At 65.4% G+C, this 18,401-nt stretch carries 1 protein-coding gene (only partly in view); it reads left to right on the top strand.

Features of this window, described 5'->3' with window-relative positions:
• Positions 1-18,401, top strand: partial view of an alpha/beta fold hydrolase gene (locus AB0B25_RS07320; protein ID WP_357176029.1) — the end only. 132,772 nt of this gene lie to the left of the window's left edge; 18,401 of the gene's 151,173 nt are visible here — the last part of the coding sequence; its start codon lies beyond the left edge, outside the window; its stop codon occupies positions 18,399-18,401.

Genomic DNA, 18,401 nt, shown 5'->3' with positions numbered 1-18,401 from the left:
GTCGTGCGGTGCGACATGCGTTGCGGGTCGCCGAAGACGGTCGGGTGGAGCTGCTCGTCGAGAACGTTTGGCATCCGCGTGGGCGACGGTCTGTGCAGGTCCGATTGCTCTACACCGGGTCGGCGCCGTTCACCTCGGACAGGCTGCCGAAGCCGGTGCAGGAATCGTTCGTCTCGGTGAGCGCATCGGCGCTGGACGATCGGGACGAAGGGTGGGCCGAATGGTCATGGGAATTCACCCTGTGCACGGTGGATATCGGGAACGATGAGGTCTTCGACGTGCGGCTCGTTTCCGACGGTGAACGTCGGGTCACGCACGCTTTCCCCGACGGTCCGGCCGCGGGCCGCGGTGAGTCGGCCGCGACCGATATGCCCACGCCCGACTCCGGTTCGGGCCGCAACGGCGAAGACGAGAATACGGAGTTCGAGCGCGGCACCGGGGCGCCACCCGATTCGACCGCGCCGGTCGTGGTCCCGGCCGATGCGATGGACCACGAGTGGTCGGTCCTCGACGGTGTGCACGACGACCCGGACGCGGTGCACCGCGCGATGGCGTTGCTTCCCCCGGACATGCGTCGCGTCGCCGAGGCGCGGTATCTGCGGGGGGTAGCGCTGGCTGCGCTTCCTGCCGCCCTGCCCGATATCGCGGACGTCGGCGGGCTGGTGAACGGAGCATGGCAGTGGCTGGACTTCCAGCTGCACGGCGACGACCGGCCCCTGGACGTCCGAATGTCAGCTCTGGTGAACAGCCCGCGCACCACCGCCGAAGTACGGCAGCACTGCCTCGCGCGGTTGCGGCGTTCGACGGACCGTGAATTCGCTGAACTTCGCTTCTTCGAAGGGCGCACTCTGGAGCAGACCGCGGCCGCGATGGATATTCACCTGCCGACCGCCCACCGGTTAGAAATTCGGTTGACGCCGCAGGTGATCGGTTTATTACGCGCACAACTGTCCATGCCGGGCACTGTCGATGCTCGCACGAGCGGCCAAAGCCAGGTAATCGTGTCGCCGTCGAAGCAATACGCGGTGTGGGGAGGCAGCGACCGTCTGAAATCGATGAGCACCTATGCGGCCGATGCGTTGATCGAGACGGCGTTCCTGTTCGGACGTCGGGAGCAGGGCATCGGCGTAGATCGTTATATCGTCGGTGATTTCGTGGTCGAGGTACCGACCCGCGAGGCGACGCTGCCGCAGGCGGAGCTGCAGCGGCTCATGCTGGAACACGGTGTTCCGTTCCTGCAGAGAGTGATCCGAACCCGGAGTGGGGTTCGGACACCCGACGGACGCGTGGTCGAGGTCATGATTACGCGTCTTCCGGCGGGACCGCGAGTGTCTCCAGCGAGGTTCCGTCAGAACGACACCTTGCTGGTCAACGTGCTCGGTATCTTCCGACCCATATTGTCGCAGGTTCCCACTCGCACACTGTTGGTCCCGGGTGAGCCAGTCGCTCGCAGCAAAATGGAATACCTGGGTGACAAGGTGTCAGAAAGGCTACAGAAATACGAAGAATGGCGTGCGGAGTTCCGCGCTCTCGCCGGTGATTTGGCGATTCCGTGCAATCCGTTCGAGCCGGTGATCGCTGCTGCGAATGAAATGATAGATGATGAGGTGTCCATTGTTCACGGACAACTCCTACACAGTGTCTTCGCTGAATCGTCCAGTTCTGACGATATGGTGGTGGGAAATTGGCATTCCGCCGAGCTGGGCGATCCGGCTCTGGATACGGCCAGTCTTCCGCGATTCGACCTTGCTCTCCCCTTTCCCACCCACAATGTAGACATATGGCGCAAATTCGTGTCGATCAGCAACGTATTGGACCGCACTGCCGAACACGCCAGGGCTGGTGGCGGCGGCGTCGCGCACGACTCCCGCTATCTGACCGACTATGCCGCTGCGCTGGACTTGTGGGGTCAGTCCGCCCGAGGTTCGATGCGTCGAGTGCGTGAGGTTTTCGAGAGTACTGCGGCCACGACCGGTGCTTCGTCGGTCGCGTTGCCCCTACCGCCGATCGCGGACAAAAATATATTGCGAGAAAACGGGCGATCACTCGACCCGGCGCAGACGATGCTGCGAGTTGAGTTGGCCCGCCGCAGAATGGTGCAGCGAATGCACGACTGGCCCCTGGAACAGGCTGAACAAGCCGGCCAGGCGACCAAGGGGTTGTTGTCGCACGTGCTACGCGAGACAAACGGGCCGGTGTGGTGGCGAGTGCAGGAGACTCGCGGTCCGTGGATGGACCGGGTCATGCGGATCTGGATCGGAGGCGACGGAACCGTCGAACCGCATCCAAATTTGTTGTCCGACCTTGCCGGAATTGTGGGGCCGACGGAAGTCACCGAGGCGGAACCCAACCGCAACGGAGTGACCCGCGAGTACGGATTCACGCTCGTGTTGCGGAACTCCGCGGCGATGACCGAGTTCTATTCCGAGCCATGGGAGACCGACCTCGGGCATTTCCTGAGTTCCCGCGCCTACCGTGCGAAGGGTGAGGACAAGAACACCGGCGTCGATATGTCGACGCGAGACGCCAAGTTGCTGACCGACATTGCCAAGCGCGCTCCGAAACGTCTCGCGGGAATGCACAACACGGGCGCCGACGTCGTCGACAGCTTCTGGGTGCGCGAGGCGAAACCCGTCGCGCCCGGCGACGTGGATTTCCGGTTTTGGGCGCCGGAACACGAGTCTCGGGTACTCGCGGCCCTGGTAGCGCACAAGGTGGAACTCGCGCCGAGGCTGTTGGCCGAAATCCAGACCCCCGAGGGTAAGAAACAGATCTTCCGCTACGTCAACGGTCATCCGCCGTCGAAACTGGAGGCGCAAGGGCTGTGGAAGATCCTCCAGGATACGGCGACACGGCTACAAAATCAGCTGGCCAAGGTGCCTCGGACGGCGTTGCCCCGGCCGCAGCGGATGGCGCCGGAACTGCCGCTGCCGCCGATGAACGACGACGTCGCCGAACAGGTCGAATATGACAACATGTTCGAGATGTGGGTGCTGCGAAAGCACCTGCGACAGCATCCCGGGCTGCGGGAGAAATTCGCCGCGTTGGGCGTGCCGGAGCTGCCGTTCGCGCCGATCGACCCGAATTCCTTCGAGCCGGAACGCGGCCAAGTGATTCACGGCGACCGCAACCTGGACAATGAGCATGTCCATCAGGACCGGGTGGCCGGGCTCGTCGACTGGGAGCTGGCCAGGTGGGGTCGGCGGTCGCAAGACGACGCGATCGCCTATCTCCGTAGCGGAAAGTTGCTGATACCAGGCGCCTATACGCCGAACTTCTACAAGTTCCTGGACTTCGGGCATATCCAACGGGTCGTGCACGACGTGATCAAACTGCTCACCCACGACCTGACCCCGGATCAGCGCAGCGCCATCCTGATCGGCCTGTGGGACAGCCTCGAGGTCTGTCGTGATCGGCTTTGGCAGGTGAACGGCTCGCTGACCTGGGACGAGTTCGTCAAAATCCTCACTCCCGACGACGAACCGTCAGCGAACACGTCGAACAACGAACCACCCTCCCGGTCCGGACCGGCGGATTCGGCGACAGTGCCCGCCTTCGATCCCGGGCCAGGGTTGGGCGTGTGGGTGGGCGGCGGCGATACCGGGGTCGGGGTGCCGGTCGGTCGCGAGGCGTCGATTGCCACGCCCGGGCCTGGTGCACCGGCCGGGAGCGCAGCGTCCGAACCCGCTGTCTCATTGCCGCCTGCAACGGCGGCGGATAAACCGTCAGGGCGCGGTCTTCCGTCCGGGATCGTGGGCATGGGTGACCATTTGGGTGAGGTGAAGCGGGAGTCGGTGCGTGCGCGGGTGCGGCGGTTCGGGGTTCTCAAGTCTACCGGTGGTGGTGGGGCGCGCGGAGATGCTGGGCAGTCCGAACAGGTGGCGTCGCCGGATTCTGGTGGTGTGGGTGGCGCGGCTCGGAAGGAATTGTCGCGTCCGGCGGCGAATTACGAATTTTTGGGTAGCAGGCGTGGGCCGTTGATGCCCGACGATATAGCCCGTGTGGTGGCGGAGCGCGCGATTCGTCTCGGTAGGCCGTTGGGTGGTGAGGGTAGCCGTAATTTTGCGTTCGATGGTCTTGTGGTGAGCGTGCCGAAGGAGGATCTGGGCCTGGTCGATGAGGGTAAGCGTATTCCGGAGCATGTGACATTGGAGTGGTTGGCCCACAACAGAGTTCAAGGCGTTCCGAGATTGTTGCAGGTGGTGTCGGGTTTGCAGTTGCCGGATGGCCGGGTGTTGGGTGCGTCGAGGCCGGCGCTGATCAAACAGCTGGAGCCCGGTGACATGGTGACCCGCACCGGCCTGGTCCAGAGGCAGAAGCAGATCCTGCACCGTCTTCGTCTTTTGCGGTATCGGTTGCGCAAGGTTCCGTTGGAGCCGTTGCGGGATTATTTGCCCGGTTCTCCGGAAGACGGGGATATGGCCCAGGTCCTGCGTAATCTGATCGAGGAGGAGATGCTCGTCCTCGATGCGAATAAGCGGGGGGGTTGGGCGGAGAAGTTCGCGGCGTTGGAGATTCCTGACTATCCGTTTGCTGTGTTGCAGGGTCGGCTCGATTCGGTCCGGGAGGTGCCGTTCGAGTTGTTGCACGGGAATCTCGTGCTGAGCAAGTTGGTGATCGATCGTCGTGGTGGGACGTTTGTCACCGGTTGGGGGCGGGCGATGTTGGGGGATCCGCGCTTCGATTGGGCGACTTTGGATCGGAGCATCGGTGGTTACGCCGCAACGGATCTCGGTGGCCCGAACTGGTCTCTCTATAAGGATTTCCTGCATATCCAGTGGGTTTTGCGCGCGACGGTTCTGCCGTTGGATCAGCATCAGCGGGACAGCTATGCGGACAGTTTCATTGCTGCCCGTAACCTTTGGGGTCTGCCGCTGTCGGGGTGCACGCAACTGCTCGACGACGTCTTCGGTGCGAACACCGCGGATTTTCCGGATCCGATGGGTCCGCGGCACGCAGCGTCGACTACGCGCTCGGATGCCGCGTCCGCGGACCGCGCGGAATCGAACTCGGCGACGGATCGATCGTTGGTCGAAGAGTCGTCCGTGTGGGAAGAACAGAGCACGTTTGACCAGGATCAGCAAACGAACGCCCCGCAGCCGCAAGACCCGCTCCCGGAACCATCGGCGGAGTCGACCGCGACAGCAGCCGAAGCCGACCTGCCGGGCAACCAGAGTGATGATCCGTCGCTGGATCTCGATACCACAGCAGTGGGTCTCGAAACCACAGCAGAGCCTGACCGCGATGCGGTGCCCCTGGCGGTTGCCGCTGTCCCAGATGGGACGCGGGTCGCAACGGTGGTCGACGCCGCCATGCCGAGAGACGAAGTCGTCGAGGTGGACGACCCCGAAAGTCTGTGTGCTGTTCTGGAATCCACGGAGCATGTACTGGTGCAGTTCGATGGCCCGATCTGTGACTTCTACGCGCACCTTTCGCGGGCAGAGATTGCCGACCGGCTCTGCGAGCGCCTGACGGAGGAGGGTTTTCACCTCCCGCGAGCGGTCGTCGAGGCGCGGGATCCCATGGCGGTGTTGGATTTTGAGCAGCACAATTTCAATCACGCGTTGCGGTTTCGGATCGCAGATGTGCTCACCGAACTCGAGGTGGAAGCCGCACGTTCCGCCGTGCCGACGCCAGGCGCGCGAGCGTGTCTCGAGGCGCTGGAGCGCAGTGGGCGTCCGCTGGTGGCGGTCGCTCGCGTCTCGGAGGAGGCGATGCGAGAGTATCTGCGCGGCCACGGCCTGGATAATCTGATCACCACAGTGATCGGTCGACACCTTGGTGGCAACGATCCAGAGTTTTACGAGCCGAACTCCTTGCCGTTGGAGGCGGCCCTCGCTTTCCTCCGCCTGAACGCTGCGGCCCCGGAAAGGCAGTGCACGGTGATCGGCGATGCGATCACCGTCGCGAACAGCCACGGCCTGCCGTTTATCGGGTACGCCGCCGAGCCGGGCAAAGCCGTGGCGCTCGCTCGGGCGGGCGGCGATGCCGTCGTCACCGACCTGCATCGGATCACCGCGGGCGTCTCGGCAATCGACGATGCGGGGCTGTCACCGCGCTCGCCGGGATGGGCGTTGGTGCGGGCCGCCCAAGGCGGCGACGATGAGGCGTTCGGATGGCTGCACGCGCGTTATCGGGAAGCGGTGTATCAGGCCGTCTTGTCGGATCCCAGGTGGGCCAGGGTCGGGGCCCTCCAAGCGGAGGACGTCATGGCGGAGACGTTCCGGCGGGCCGCCCGTGACATCGCGACGCTACAGGTCGGGCGAGTGAGTATCAAGAAATGGTTCGTCGCTATCGCCAAAGGCATTGCGCGGGAGCACGAAGAGTTCATCGAATTCCGCAGTCGGCTGTACGCCGCTTATCGCGTCGATTTGGGTTTCCCGATGTCCGATCAGTGGGGTCGGGCGTTGGCCGAAGCCGACGAATCGGCGCTGGAGGGTGGCCTCGGACAACTGTCCCGCAACCAGCGGCGGGTGTTGATGCTGCGATTCCGGGACGGACGGTCGACCGCCGATATCGCGAAATGGACGGATCTCGGTGACAATGGTGCGGTCCGGGCGCTGCAGCGCGATGCTCTGCGCCGGTTGGCCGGATTCCTCGCGGGAGCGGATGTGGAGGCTTCCGCGGAGCAGTCGAGCGCCCGCCAGTCACGGCCTCGCTCGCGCCGGGCCGTGACCGGGTCTGTGCCCGGCGATATCCGTCCGGGTACGCAGTACCAGTATCTCGGCGGCGAATCCGGTGTGGTGATGACCCTCGATGAGGGACTCGAGGTATTCCGGAGATCTCAACTTCCGGGTGTCAAGAATATGTCGGGTTTCCCTAACATAAGCAAGCGTGTCGACGATCTCGTGGTGCGGTATCTGACGCCGGGCGCCGCGGATAGTCCGAATTTACAGTTGTACAAACATGAGAACGAGGTGCTGGCAGTCGCGGGTCGGTATGTCGATCGGATTCCTCGGGTGCTGGGCGAGTTCGACGGGACGCTGCCCGATGGTCGGCCGGTGAAGTTTTCCATTCAGCGGTTCATCGAAGGCCGTAGGCCGACGGAAAGTGAGTTCCGATATCTGGTAATACCTGAGGTGCAGGTCATCCGCAACCAGCTGAGTGAGATACCGCTGTCGGAATTGCCCGCGCCCGCCCTGCCGTGGCCCACCGGCGACGATACGCGGGGTGTCCTCCTCCGTCTGATCGAGGCCGATGAGCGGAATTTCGATAGGCACAAGGACGAATTGGCCGAGATATTCGAGGCCTTGGGCATGCCCCCAGGTGGGCCGATGGCGGCGGTGCGTGCGGCCGCGGCAAGCTTGGCGCCGAGGCGATTGGAGCTGGTGCAGGCCGATATCACCGCAGGGAACGCGATCATCGACGAGCAAGGTCGTGTGACCGTCATCGACTACGGGATAGCATTCCTGGGAGATCCTGCCTACGACTTCGCGGTCGCGAACCATCGCGAAATGGGCTATGTCAGGCCCGGCCTCGGGGGCTGGAACGGACACGTCTACAACCAATACCTCCACGCTCAGCGGGTTTTGTACGATGCCATCAAGTTGTGTCTGCACGACGTGAGTCAGGACCAGAGGAACGCCATCATCGATGGCTATCGGCACAGCCTGGCCTCTTTCCGCGAAAGCCTGGGTCTCCGCCCGCTGGGGGATTCGGAATACCGTCGGATCATCGACTTGATGCTGCGGCACAACGCCAGGATGCGGCGGGAGACCGGCCCGGGCGGATCACCCGTCGCGGAGCACGTGTCGACCGAGTCCAACCAGCGGCAACCGACTGCAGAGCGTCCTGCCGAAGCTTCGACAATCGCGTCGCAGGCGGCCACACCCGCCACCGCGACTCCGCCGCCTTCGCCCGAGCAGAGCGCGCCTCGGCCGGAAGCGGGGCGTGCGGTTCCGTCCTCGATCGAGGCTTTCGACGAGTCCGGTGCAGAACTGGGCGACATGCCGAGCCCCGATCCCGAATCATCCGAGGCGGCGCGACCCGATGGCGTTGACGGCGAGTCCTCGACCGCCACGAACGAGAGGTCGGGGGCCACCGACGATTTCGTCGTCGGCGGGCTCGGGCTGCCTACGGGCGTCGCGGCGGTGGAGATCATCGGTGTCGATCCGACCGCGGCGTTGGTGCCTGAGGAACAGGTACTGGTCGAAGAATTGCAAAACGGCCTGGGGTGGGTGCAGGTTCAAACGATCGTGCATAGCCGTACCTGCGCGCGGCGCGCGCTGGCCCGGTTGGGGATTCCTGACGCGCTATCGCTGTCGCTCGGCGTCGAAGAGCTGGTCCATTGGGTACCGAGTTGGCCGAGTGGTGTCGTCGGCAGCATCTCGCACACCGTCGATCCGACCGACCCGAATAGCGGCTTCACTGTCGCTGCGGTGGGATTCGTCCAGGATTTCCGGTCGATCGGCCTTGACGCCCAGAACCACGTGCCGCTGCCCAGCATGCTGTGCGACCTCGTCGCGCGTCCCGAAGAACATGCCTGGCTCACCGAGTTCGGCGACCGGGACGGCGTCTACTGGAGTCGGGTGTTGCTCTCCGCCAAGCTAACCGTCTGCAGGGCGGCGTGGTACCCATTGACGCATCGCTGGCTGGACTTCGCGGACGCGTCGATCGTCGTGAACCCGGAGGACGGCACCTTCACCGCCCGATTGCTGGTCGAGGACGGCAGCACGGTGGACGGCGGCCCGCCGCTGTCCGAACTCCACGGCCGGTTCCTTGTCCGCGACGGGGTCATCCTCACCTCGGTCACCGTGCCGCAACCGGATACCGGACCACACCATCTGCCGGCGGAAGCCGAGGAGCAACTGCCGGCCGGACTGGAGGGTCTGAAGAGGAGTGAGGCTTCGGCCCCGCGTTTCCTGCGCATTGCGGAACTCGACGAAGCGCTTACACCCGGACAGACGGTCGCCGCCCCTGATCCCGAAATGGGCTCGTCGACCGCTGCGGAGCCTGCTTCCGGCCGGGTGCAGAGACCGGCCCGCCCGGCAAAGGGTTCTATGCCTCCGAGTCTCGCCGAGACCGCTGCGGCAGCGGGTATCAGTGAGGGGGAGGCGCGCGGTTTGATGGATTCCACGATCGCGCCGATTCCCAGTGGGCGGACTCCAGGAGTGGTTGCGTTCACCACGAGTACCGGTCATTCCGCCGGCGGCGCTCCAGCGCGGGGTCCGGCCTCGGCCGGTCCTAGGGATGGCATGCCCTTCGTCCAGTTCGGTCCCAACCTGGACCTGCCGACTGTCGATCCGTTGGATAGGACCATCACCAAACCGTATAACCGGTTCGACCTGGGACTGGTGACCGCCCACAGCGACGGGCCTGGCGACGCGGTGGGGCCACTCGGCAGCGGTTCTCGCGATGCCGAATCGCCGGACCGATCGGATCCGGCGGTCGATCCGACGACTGCTGCCACCCCGGACGCGCCGAGCACCGAGCAGGCAGCCGGGCGCTCCGCACCGCCGATCACCCACGAACAGGTCGCTGATGTGCGCACGCAGGTCCGATCCCGAGAGCCGGATTACAAAGACGGCCGTGATGGGCTCTGGCTGCTGCCGGATCCGCGTCCCGGACAGTCCGGCGCAAAGGTACTCGTTCGGCGAGTTCTAGGTGTCGGCGCCGACACACCCGATATCGTCAGCGCCGCACTGAAGGTCGTCCCGGGGGTGGGCCCCGACGGCGCGATCCACGATCGTGCCCTGCTGCTGTCGAGCGGAATCGGACAGAACGATGCCCGCATGCCGCGAATACTCTACGCCGACACCGGGATTCGTATTCAGGAATACATCACGGAACCGCCTGTCACGGTGGCCGACTATATCGGCACGGACATGTCGTTGCTCGCCGCCGCCGCCGACGAGTTGTTCGACTGGCTGGTCCCGGCTGATGCGCCGCCGCCACCATCGTCGGCGACAACACGTGCCGAGTGGGAGAGCCGAGTTCGCCATGCGGTGCGCGTCGCGGAGGCGCACATCGCCGGTCTCGGAGCGGGATTCGGGTTGCTCGAACTGCCGCGGCTGTCGATCGTGTTCCCGCCGAGGTCCCCGGCCGCCGATGACGATCGGGCCACACCCCTGCACGGGGCGGCGACCCTCGGCAATCTGGTGCGTACATCAGAGGGTGCGCTGGCACTCTCCGGCTGGGAATTCGCCGAATCCGGGCCCGTGGAGTGGGTCTACGCGACCTTCATCACCCGCAATCCCTGGCCGCCCGAAGTGCGCCAGCAGGTGCGGGATTGGTGCGTCGATAGGATTCGGCGAGTACACGGCAATGCCGCGCTGCGGGACTTCGATCGCTACCTCGCGCTCGAGGCGCGCATCGCGACCATCGAGCAGGCTTTCCGCGATCCCCGTACCGGCGCCTACAGCACAGTCCGGTCCGCCGATCCGGTGTCGGCATTCCGGGAGAATCTCGAGATAGTCCGCAGCACCGCTCTTTTCGATCGAATGAGTGATTCGGTATTTCAGGACCTGCTCGACAAGCTGTCGAGTCTCGGCGAGCACGGGTGGCCGCTGGAACCGGACCGTCTCGAGCTCGCGCCTCGGATTGATGAACCGCGCGCGTCGAGTCTCACGGCTTCGGTTCGTGATTTGCTCGAAACTCCCGGTGTCGGTGGGCAGCGGTTGACCGGATTGAACAGGTCCCAGCCGTTGCACCCTTGGCCGCACCGGCTGGAAGTGATCGAGGCCGGCTACGAATCCGTCGACCCGGACGGTCCAGTGGTGGCGCGTCTGCGTGCGCATGCCGTCGTGATGATCGACCGGGTCGAGTTCGGCGATGTGGACGTGCGTTTCGACCTCGACACCGCCGGGATCGTCACCGCCTACGTCGATCCCGGTCCGGCTGCGAGGTTCGTGCCGCAATACCTGCACTATCGTGGCGGAACGCAACGGGGCTCGTTCCTCGACCTGGTCCGCCATTTCGTGCGCGTGGCGGGCGCGGATGTGCTGCGAATGAGACTTGCCGACGGTAGGCCCGACGTTCTGCACAATCGTGACCAGTGGCTGCGCGCGGGACTCACACCTAGCGCGGACTCCTCGCAGTGGCTGGGCGAACAATGCCGGGCTGTGCCGGCCGCGGCGCCGCCGGCGCCATCGCAGCTCGATCAGGATCTCACCCCGGACCAGGTGCATCGGGTGATGGATCGCGTGCGCGTCACCCAACCGAACGAGTACGAAAACCAGTGCGGCGTCTGGCATCTCCCGCTCTCCGCGGGCGCGGGTGCGGCTGGCGGTCCGATAGTGACGGTCCGGGCGTATCTCGACGACGCGGAGTGGCTGAACTTCGACCTGGACCGGTCGGCGACGTCCGCGGCGACGACCTCGCAGACATTCCACCTGGCCGGGGTGCATGGCCCGCGGCTGCTGTTCGACTCGGATTCGTCGGTGATCGAATTTCCGACGCGAGTGACGATTCACCAATTCGTCCCGGGAAGCGCCGTCCTTCCAGAGGAAGGGTGGGAGCGCACGACAGAAGATGTCTTTCCCGAGTTGTATCGGCTGCACAGCATTTCGTCCAACCTGGCGCTGTCGCAGAGCCACTGGGACGCAACACAACAGTTCCGAATCCGCGAAGTCGAGCACAACGACGTCGACCACCGACTGGACACGTTGACCGGAGGGGTACCGCTGTTCGCTACGTGGCGGCCGCTGCGTTACAGGGAGGCGGGGAGTCGGATGGGCTTCACCCACGGAAACCCCATCCGTCGCAAGATGCGGCGGGACGCAGAAGGTCGCATCGGATTCACCGACACGAAGTCGGCTCAATTCGCCCCGATCGCTTGGGATTGGGCCCGGTACTACCTCGGGAACGACTGGCTCGACGATGCCGAGCGGGATGCGGCCGAAGCGTGGATCAAGAACATGTTGGCGGTGCATTGGCCCGGCGCGGTCGCCGACTTCGACCGATACGTGCTGCTGGAGGCGCGGAAGTCGATCGGCGGCGACGCTTATCGACTGCCGAGGAAGATCGCCGCGGGCATCGTGTCCGTCGACGATGTCCTGCCGGACTTCTACCGCCATGTCGTTCGCGTGTGCAAGGCCGCCGACCCGGACCGGGAACCACCCCTGTCGCTGGACGAGGTCAGGCAACTCCTGCTCGATTGGTCGAACCGCGAGCTGGAGTCGTACATGCCGGGCGTATCCGCCGCCGCGACCCCCGCCGTCGAGGTTCGCGGCCCCGCCGCAGAGACACGCCAGTCCCAGTGGGTCAAGCGACTGTTCACGTACTTCCGACGTTCCGGGACGCCGCTGGGACCTGAGAAGGTGCAGGCCATGTTGGAGATCAGACAGCGCTGGGACGGGCCACCGCGGTTGGAACCGGTTGAGGTGGGGCTGGAGGCTACGAGCGAGCCGGGCTCCGATGTCATCGCCCGGATGAACGTTCGCGCCATCGCGATGGCCGGCACACGCGAGTACGACGATGCGGAGATTATCTTCGAGCTACACGACTCCAGCCGGATCACCGCTATCTGCTATGTCGCCGACGCATATACACCGATCGATCGCCTCGCACTCGACTTCGTTCGCGACGCGGGTGCCGACCGGCTCCTGCTGCAGGTCACCGACGGGCCTGGAGCTGCACGAGTCGGATTCGGCTGGGACGAAAACTATCTCGAGGAAATCCGGGTGGCCGTCGGCACCGTGCTGAACAGGCTCGAACGTCGTGGTTCGTCGGTGCCCACGATCATCAAAGAATGGTGGCGGCGGCTGCGCACGGGTGATGTTCCGTCACCCCGGGAGTTACTCGACGGCGGCGTAGATCTCGATGAGATTGCCGCCGTGCTCCCCACCCATCCTGATTCGTGGTGGGGAAGACTCGAATTGGCCACCGCCGTAGACCTGGGGGGCGCCGCATGGAGCATTCCCGGATTGCCGCAGGTCGAACCGTCGGCCGAACAACCACCCGCACCGCCGTCGCTGCCGGTCGACATCGAGAGCGAGGGCAGCGGCATCCTGGATCCGAAGACCGTCGCCCGGCTGGTATTGCGCGCCGTGCTCCGGCACTCCGACCGAGAGGGAAACAGCAAAAAGGTGTGGTATGACCGGGACGACCGTGGTAATCGAGTGGTCGTATCTCGGTGGCGGTCATCGACCGCCGTGGCGAAGGATCTGACGCGCAATCCCCGTCGGGTCGACGGGGTCGACCGCTGGTTCCCTCGGCTCTGGTTCGACGCGGCCGATGCCGAGCGTCTTGCCGCGGCGGTGATCAATGTCCCGACGGAGTTGTACGAGTGGGGCCCCTACCAGGTGGCACGGTATATCGACGGGCGCACTCCGGCGCCGACCGATGGGAATTGGGAGGCCGTGCTGGACGCGATGCTCGCGCTGAAGCGCCGGCTGTTGGAGGTGGAGCTGCCCGTGCACCTGCGAACGCGGACGGTCACCGAACATTTTCACCTGTACCTGGACTTCCAGCGGCGCAATTACCGCGCCCGCGCGCCCTGGCTGGACGAGCTCTTCCTGCTCGCACCGCACGAGGCCTGGTCGCCGGACACCGACGACGAGGCCTGGCCACCCAGCCTCAACCACAACGACATGACCTTCGACAATGTCCGCGTCGACGACGACTCGATCACTTTGATCGACTGGGACAATGCCGCGATCACCCATCCGCTCTGGGATTACGTGACCATGCTCTGGACGTCCTGGTCGCCGGATCAGGCCGAGGCCGTCGAGAACAAGATCAGGCGGGAGGTTCTCGACCTCTTCGGCGACCGTGGTGAGGTGGAGTTGAACCGGCTGTTCACCATGGCATGCCTCGACTCGCTTTATGCCGACTCCACGAACTTCGCCGAGCAGATCGCGAAGGATGCCGACAAGACCGACACCTTGGTCGGCCGCTTCTACTCCGACTACCAACGGTTGTGCCGCCTGCGCGGCTGGGAACCGCAGTCGCCGGCGGTGGTTCGTGGTCACTTGCGGAATGCGGCGAACGATCTGCGCCGGAGATGGGGCGCCGAGCTGCTGCCGGAGGAGCCTCGAGCGGAACCAGCGTCCGCAGGCCCGGCAACCGCGGAGTCGGTGCTGCCGACCGCCGAGCTGCCCGCTGCCGAGCAATCCGGCGATGACGAACTGCTCGCCGTGGTGGCTGGTTTGCTGCATCAGGAGTACGGTCCGCGCCGCTATGTCCCGGTACCGACCAGCGTGCGGTACACCGACCACAACGGCAACCGGCGCCTGACCGTCTCGGCCACCATCGTCGACGGCACCTCGCGCGATGTCGACGAACCGGGCGACATGCGGTTCCACGTCCAGCGCGACGAGAATGGGCGCCGCACCGTCACGTTCGACCATCTCTCCGTGCACGAGAACTTCAAGGGCAGCCGTTTTGCCCAGCACTTCATCGCGCGACTACGCGGCCGCATCGGCTCGGACGGGCGGATCATCATGCCCATTCATGGCCGGTCCGGCTTCCGAGTCGCGGCGCTGCTCGGTTTCCGGCTGGACCCGGACCCAGGCCATCTGGCCGAATCGCGGGAAAGTACTGCGGAACTGCTGCGCGTGCGCGATCTGCGGGTGGTCGCCGACCCGATGCTCGACAGGTTCGACCGTCCGGTCGAGGCACGGCCCACGTTTGCCGAGATGGCGGAGTATCTCGCGCAGTCGCGGGATCAGTGGGTGGTTGAGAACCGGTGGTGGGGTGTGCTGGACGGTGTGTCTGAGGAGGCCGATGAGACGACGCCGGACACGCCGGGTTCGCACACGCCGCCGACTTCCCTGCACCGGCCCCGAGTCGCGCGGCAAGATGCCGATACCGACGATCCCGCACTGACCGAACCGCAGATCGAGCTGTTCGCCACCCTGGTCCGCAACCGTGCCTGGTTCGTCGGAAACCATCACGGCGTGTGGGTCGTCACGCTGCCGAACGGCCGCAAGATCGTCATCCGGGTACCAACCGATACGCCGAACCCAGACATCGATCCCCGCATCGGTCTGGTGTTCGGGGAACCGTTGGCCGTAGAGCTGTTCCGTCGGGCCGGTATCCGGGTACCGACACTGCACCACATCGGTGCGCGCAGCGCCTACCCGGAGAATTTCCTGATCCACGAACATCTGGACGGTAGCCATCTCACCCCGAACGAACCGTGGCAGCCCATGGCCGAGGAGTTGTTCACCGAATTGGATCGGGTCCACGCACTGCACGCGGACGAGTGGGACGCCACCGAACAGACGAACACGCTGCCCACCACCCGTTTCGACTGGGAGCAGCGGCTCGTACGCGAGGTGATGCGGATCCGTCTCGAGTACGACACGAAACACCCCGACGACTCCGACGACTGGACCGACCGGCTGCACGGCGAACTGGGCCTGCCCGGCCTGCGCGAGGTCTTCGCGGTCCGGCCCGAGTCCCCCGACGATGTGCGCCTCGGTGCCCTGCACGGGGACCCGACCTTCGACAATGTGCTGCGGCTGATCCATGAGGAGGGGCAGATCGCGCTACTCGATCTGGAATTGTCCCAGCCGGGTTCGCCGGTGTGGGATTACGTAGCGTTCGCCGCCCGCAACCCGTGGCCCACCTCCACCATCCGCGGCGACGTGGAGAACTGGTGCAGACAGCGGCTGCGGAGGTACTACGGCGAACGAGCCGCCGCGGATTTCAACCGGTATCTGGTGCTGGAGGCGTGGAAATCCGCCGCGGGCGACAGTTTCCGGCTACCGCTGATGGTTGCTCGCGATCCGGCATTCCTCGACAAGGCGACAGACGCGCTGCACCGCAATCTGACTCGCGTATTCGAGGTGGCGGGACGAGCGGCACCGTCGCGGGCGCAGGTGCGCGATCATCTTGCGCGGTGGGCGCGTCAACTGGTGCGGCTGGGCGATCAGGAGCAACCGGTTGCCGGCACGGCGGCCGAACCGTCAGCACCCGGACTGCCGTCGGTGTCGATACATGAACTGCTGCACGCCGGCATCGGACGCGCCGGAGCGAGCGTCGGTGCGGGGTTGCTGACCGTCATGCGGTGCGGTGACGGACCCGCCCGGCTGGAACCTGTGTCAGCGCGGTACGAGCCGCCCGGCCCGACCGGACGGGACATCGTCAGCCGCATTCGGCTGCGCACGGTGCTGATGGACGGTCCCCGCGAATACGGTGACGTGCCGGTTGTCTTCGAACTCGACCGCGCCGGCCGGATCACCGCCCGGCCAGCGCCCGCCGCCGACATCGACCACCTCGCCAGCGAATACGGCGGCCCTTACCTGCTCGGACCGGCCGAGGACCTGGCCCGCCGGATGGGCGCCGACGCGCTCGTCATCGAGGTCTCCGGCAAGGCGAGTGTGCAGGCGGTGCAGTACGGATTCGGTTGGGATACCGAGCCGGGCAGGTTGGCCGAATCCACCGCTTCCCTGCGGTCGGTCATGCTTTCGTCGGCACTCGCCGAGACGTCATCGACCGAGGAATCGCCGCTCCCGGCAACTCCGCAGGAGGTACGCCGGCAGACCGGACCAGGTGTTCTGCACCGGGCCCGGTGGTGGGCGCGCAAAGACTTCGCTGATCCCGCGGCAGCACCGACGCCGATCGAAAACCGCACGGCCACCCGCCGGCCGATCGGGAAGGAATTCCGTCCCGACGTCACCGAGGCGGTCCGGGACGGCAGCCTGGCGGCCGAGCAGGTGGCTCAGGTCGCGGTGACGATCGCGATGGATCCCCCACACACCAGGGGCGACCACACGCATGCCTGGTGTGTCACAGACAACGACGGCAATGTGTGGAAGGTGCGGCTCATCGTGGCCGAGCCCGGTGAGAAGGAGCTGGCCGCCAACCCCACACATCCGAAACTGGTCGCCGGCGACCGGGCTTTCCATCGCATCGACTTGACCGAGGAACGGGCGGAGGAGCTGGCCCGCCAGGTCGGTGTGGACGTGCCGGAGACGGCGGCCCGCTGGGGCGCTCGTTCGGGAGGTCGTGGCGCGAATTCGATCCGTCGCATGGGGTCGGGCCGCATTCCCGCAATCGATGCGGCGGACCGGTTCGACATCCTGCGCGGCCAGTTGCGGCAGCTGCGGCGGTTGCAGGCGATCGAGCTTCCAGACGACCTCGCGGTACGGACCTTGCCCGAACACGAGCAGCTCTACCGGAGCATGCAGCGGATCAAATACGAACAGCGCAACCAGTTCCTGGACGCGATGGGGATACCGATGCCGCACGAGATCTCCGTGCCGGGCGAGACCGACTGGGAGGTCGGTCTGAGCCACGGCAACGTGACCTTCCGCAACTCGTGGGTGCGGCCCGACGGCGAAGTGGCACTGGACAACTGGAACCTCACCGGCGTCCGGCACAAGCTGTGGGACTACGTGACTATTTTCTGGAGTTCATGGGAGCTGTCGGATCTCGACCAGGTGACGGTCATAGTCGAGGACGAAATCCGTGACATATACGGCGAGCCCGGTGTGGCGGAGTTCCGCCGGCTACGCGCGATCGCCTGCCTCGACTCGCTCTACGGCGACTCCAACAACTTCGTGCAGAAGATCCGCATCAGCATTGACCCGCGCCAAGTCGAAATGCTGGTCGGCCGCTTCTATTCCGACTACCGCACGCTGTGGAACTACGCCGACATGACCGGGCGCTGGCCGGCGCGCGGTGCGGCCCCGCTGTCCTACGAACAGGTCCGCGGCCTCATGCTGCATGCCGCCAATCCGAGCCTGCCTCGGCCCGCGCTGCTCGATACCGACCTCGACGCGAGTGGGGTTTCGTCGCCGGTCCGCCGGAGTGCGACGCGGGGTCCGGACCTGTCCGCGGTTCCGGCGATACCGGATCTGCTCGCCGAACACCTCGACGAGGACGAACTTCTGCCGAGATTGTCCGGTCTGCAGCAGCAGTTCGGCTCCCGACTCGAGTTCGTGCTCAACCGCGTCGAATTCGTGCGTAGCGGCGTCGGACAGTTCGCCACCGGAGTGCGGATCCGCGGCGTGTTCGTCACCCTGGGCGAGAATCCGACCGAGGTGGGCGACCTGGACCTGAGCGTCGAGTGGGATGAGAACGATCGACTCATCGCCCGTTTCGACAATCTCTGGATCGAGCCGTGGCACGACCACACCGGATGCGGCCGTGATGTTGTTCCGGCACTGCGGGATTACTTGCGCAGATCCGGGGTGGAGCAACTCGGCGTGATGGTACGCGGCCGACGCGGGGCCGCGGCCGCGATCCACCACGGGCTCGACTGGGACGACTCGGTCGATTCGCACCGCCTCGCCGAATGCATGCGGGCGTTGAGCCTGCGGATCAAGGCCGACCTTGCGGTGACCGCGGTCCCGGACGTCGCGACCGGGCTGCACCAGCTACTCGGCGAGCTCGAGCACCCAGCGGACGGACGCTACCCGTCCCTGGCCGACATAGCCCGCCACCTGCCGCCGGAGTTGAACCTGGCCGACTTCTTCGAAGGCTTCCACTGGTACGGCCGCACCGCCCCGTGA

Source organism: Nocardia sp. NPDC049190 (assembly GCF_040648115.1).
Classification (GTDB): Bacteria; Actinomycetota; Actinomycetes; order Mycobacteriales; family Mycobacteriaceae; genus Nocardia.
Note: the sequence above shows the minus strand (reverse complement) of the source record. Positions and strands in the feature narration are given on the sequence as shown.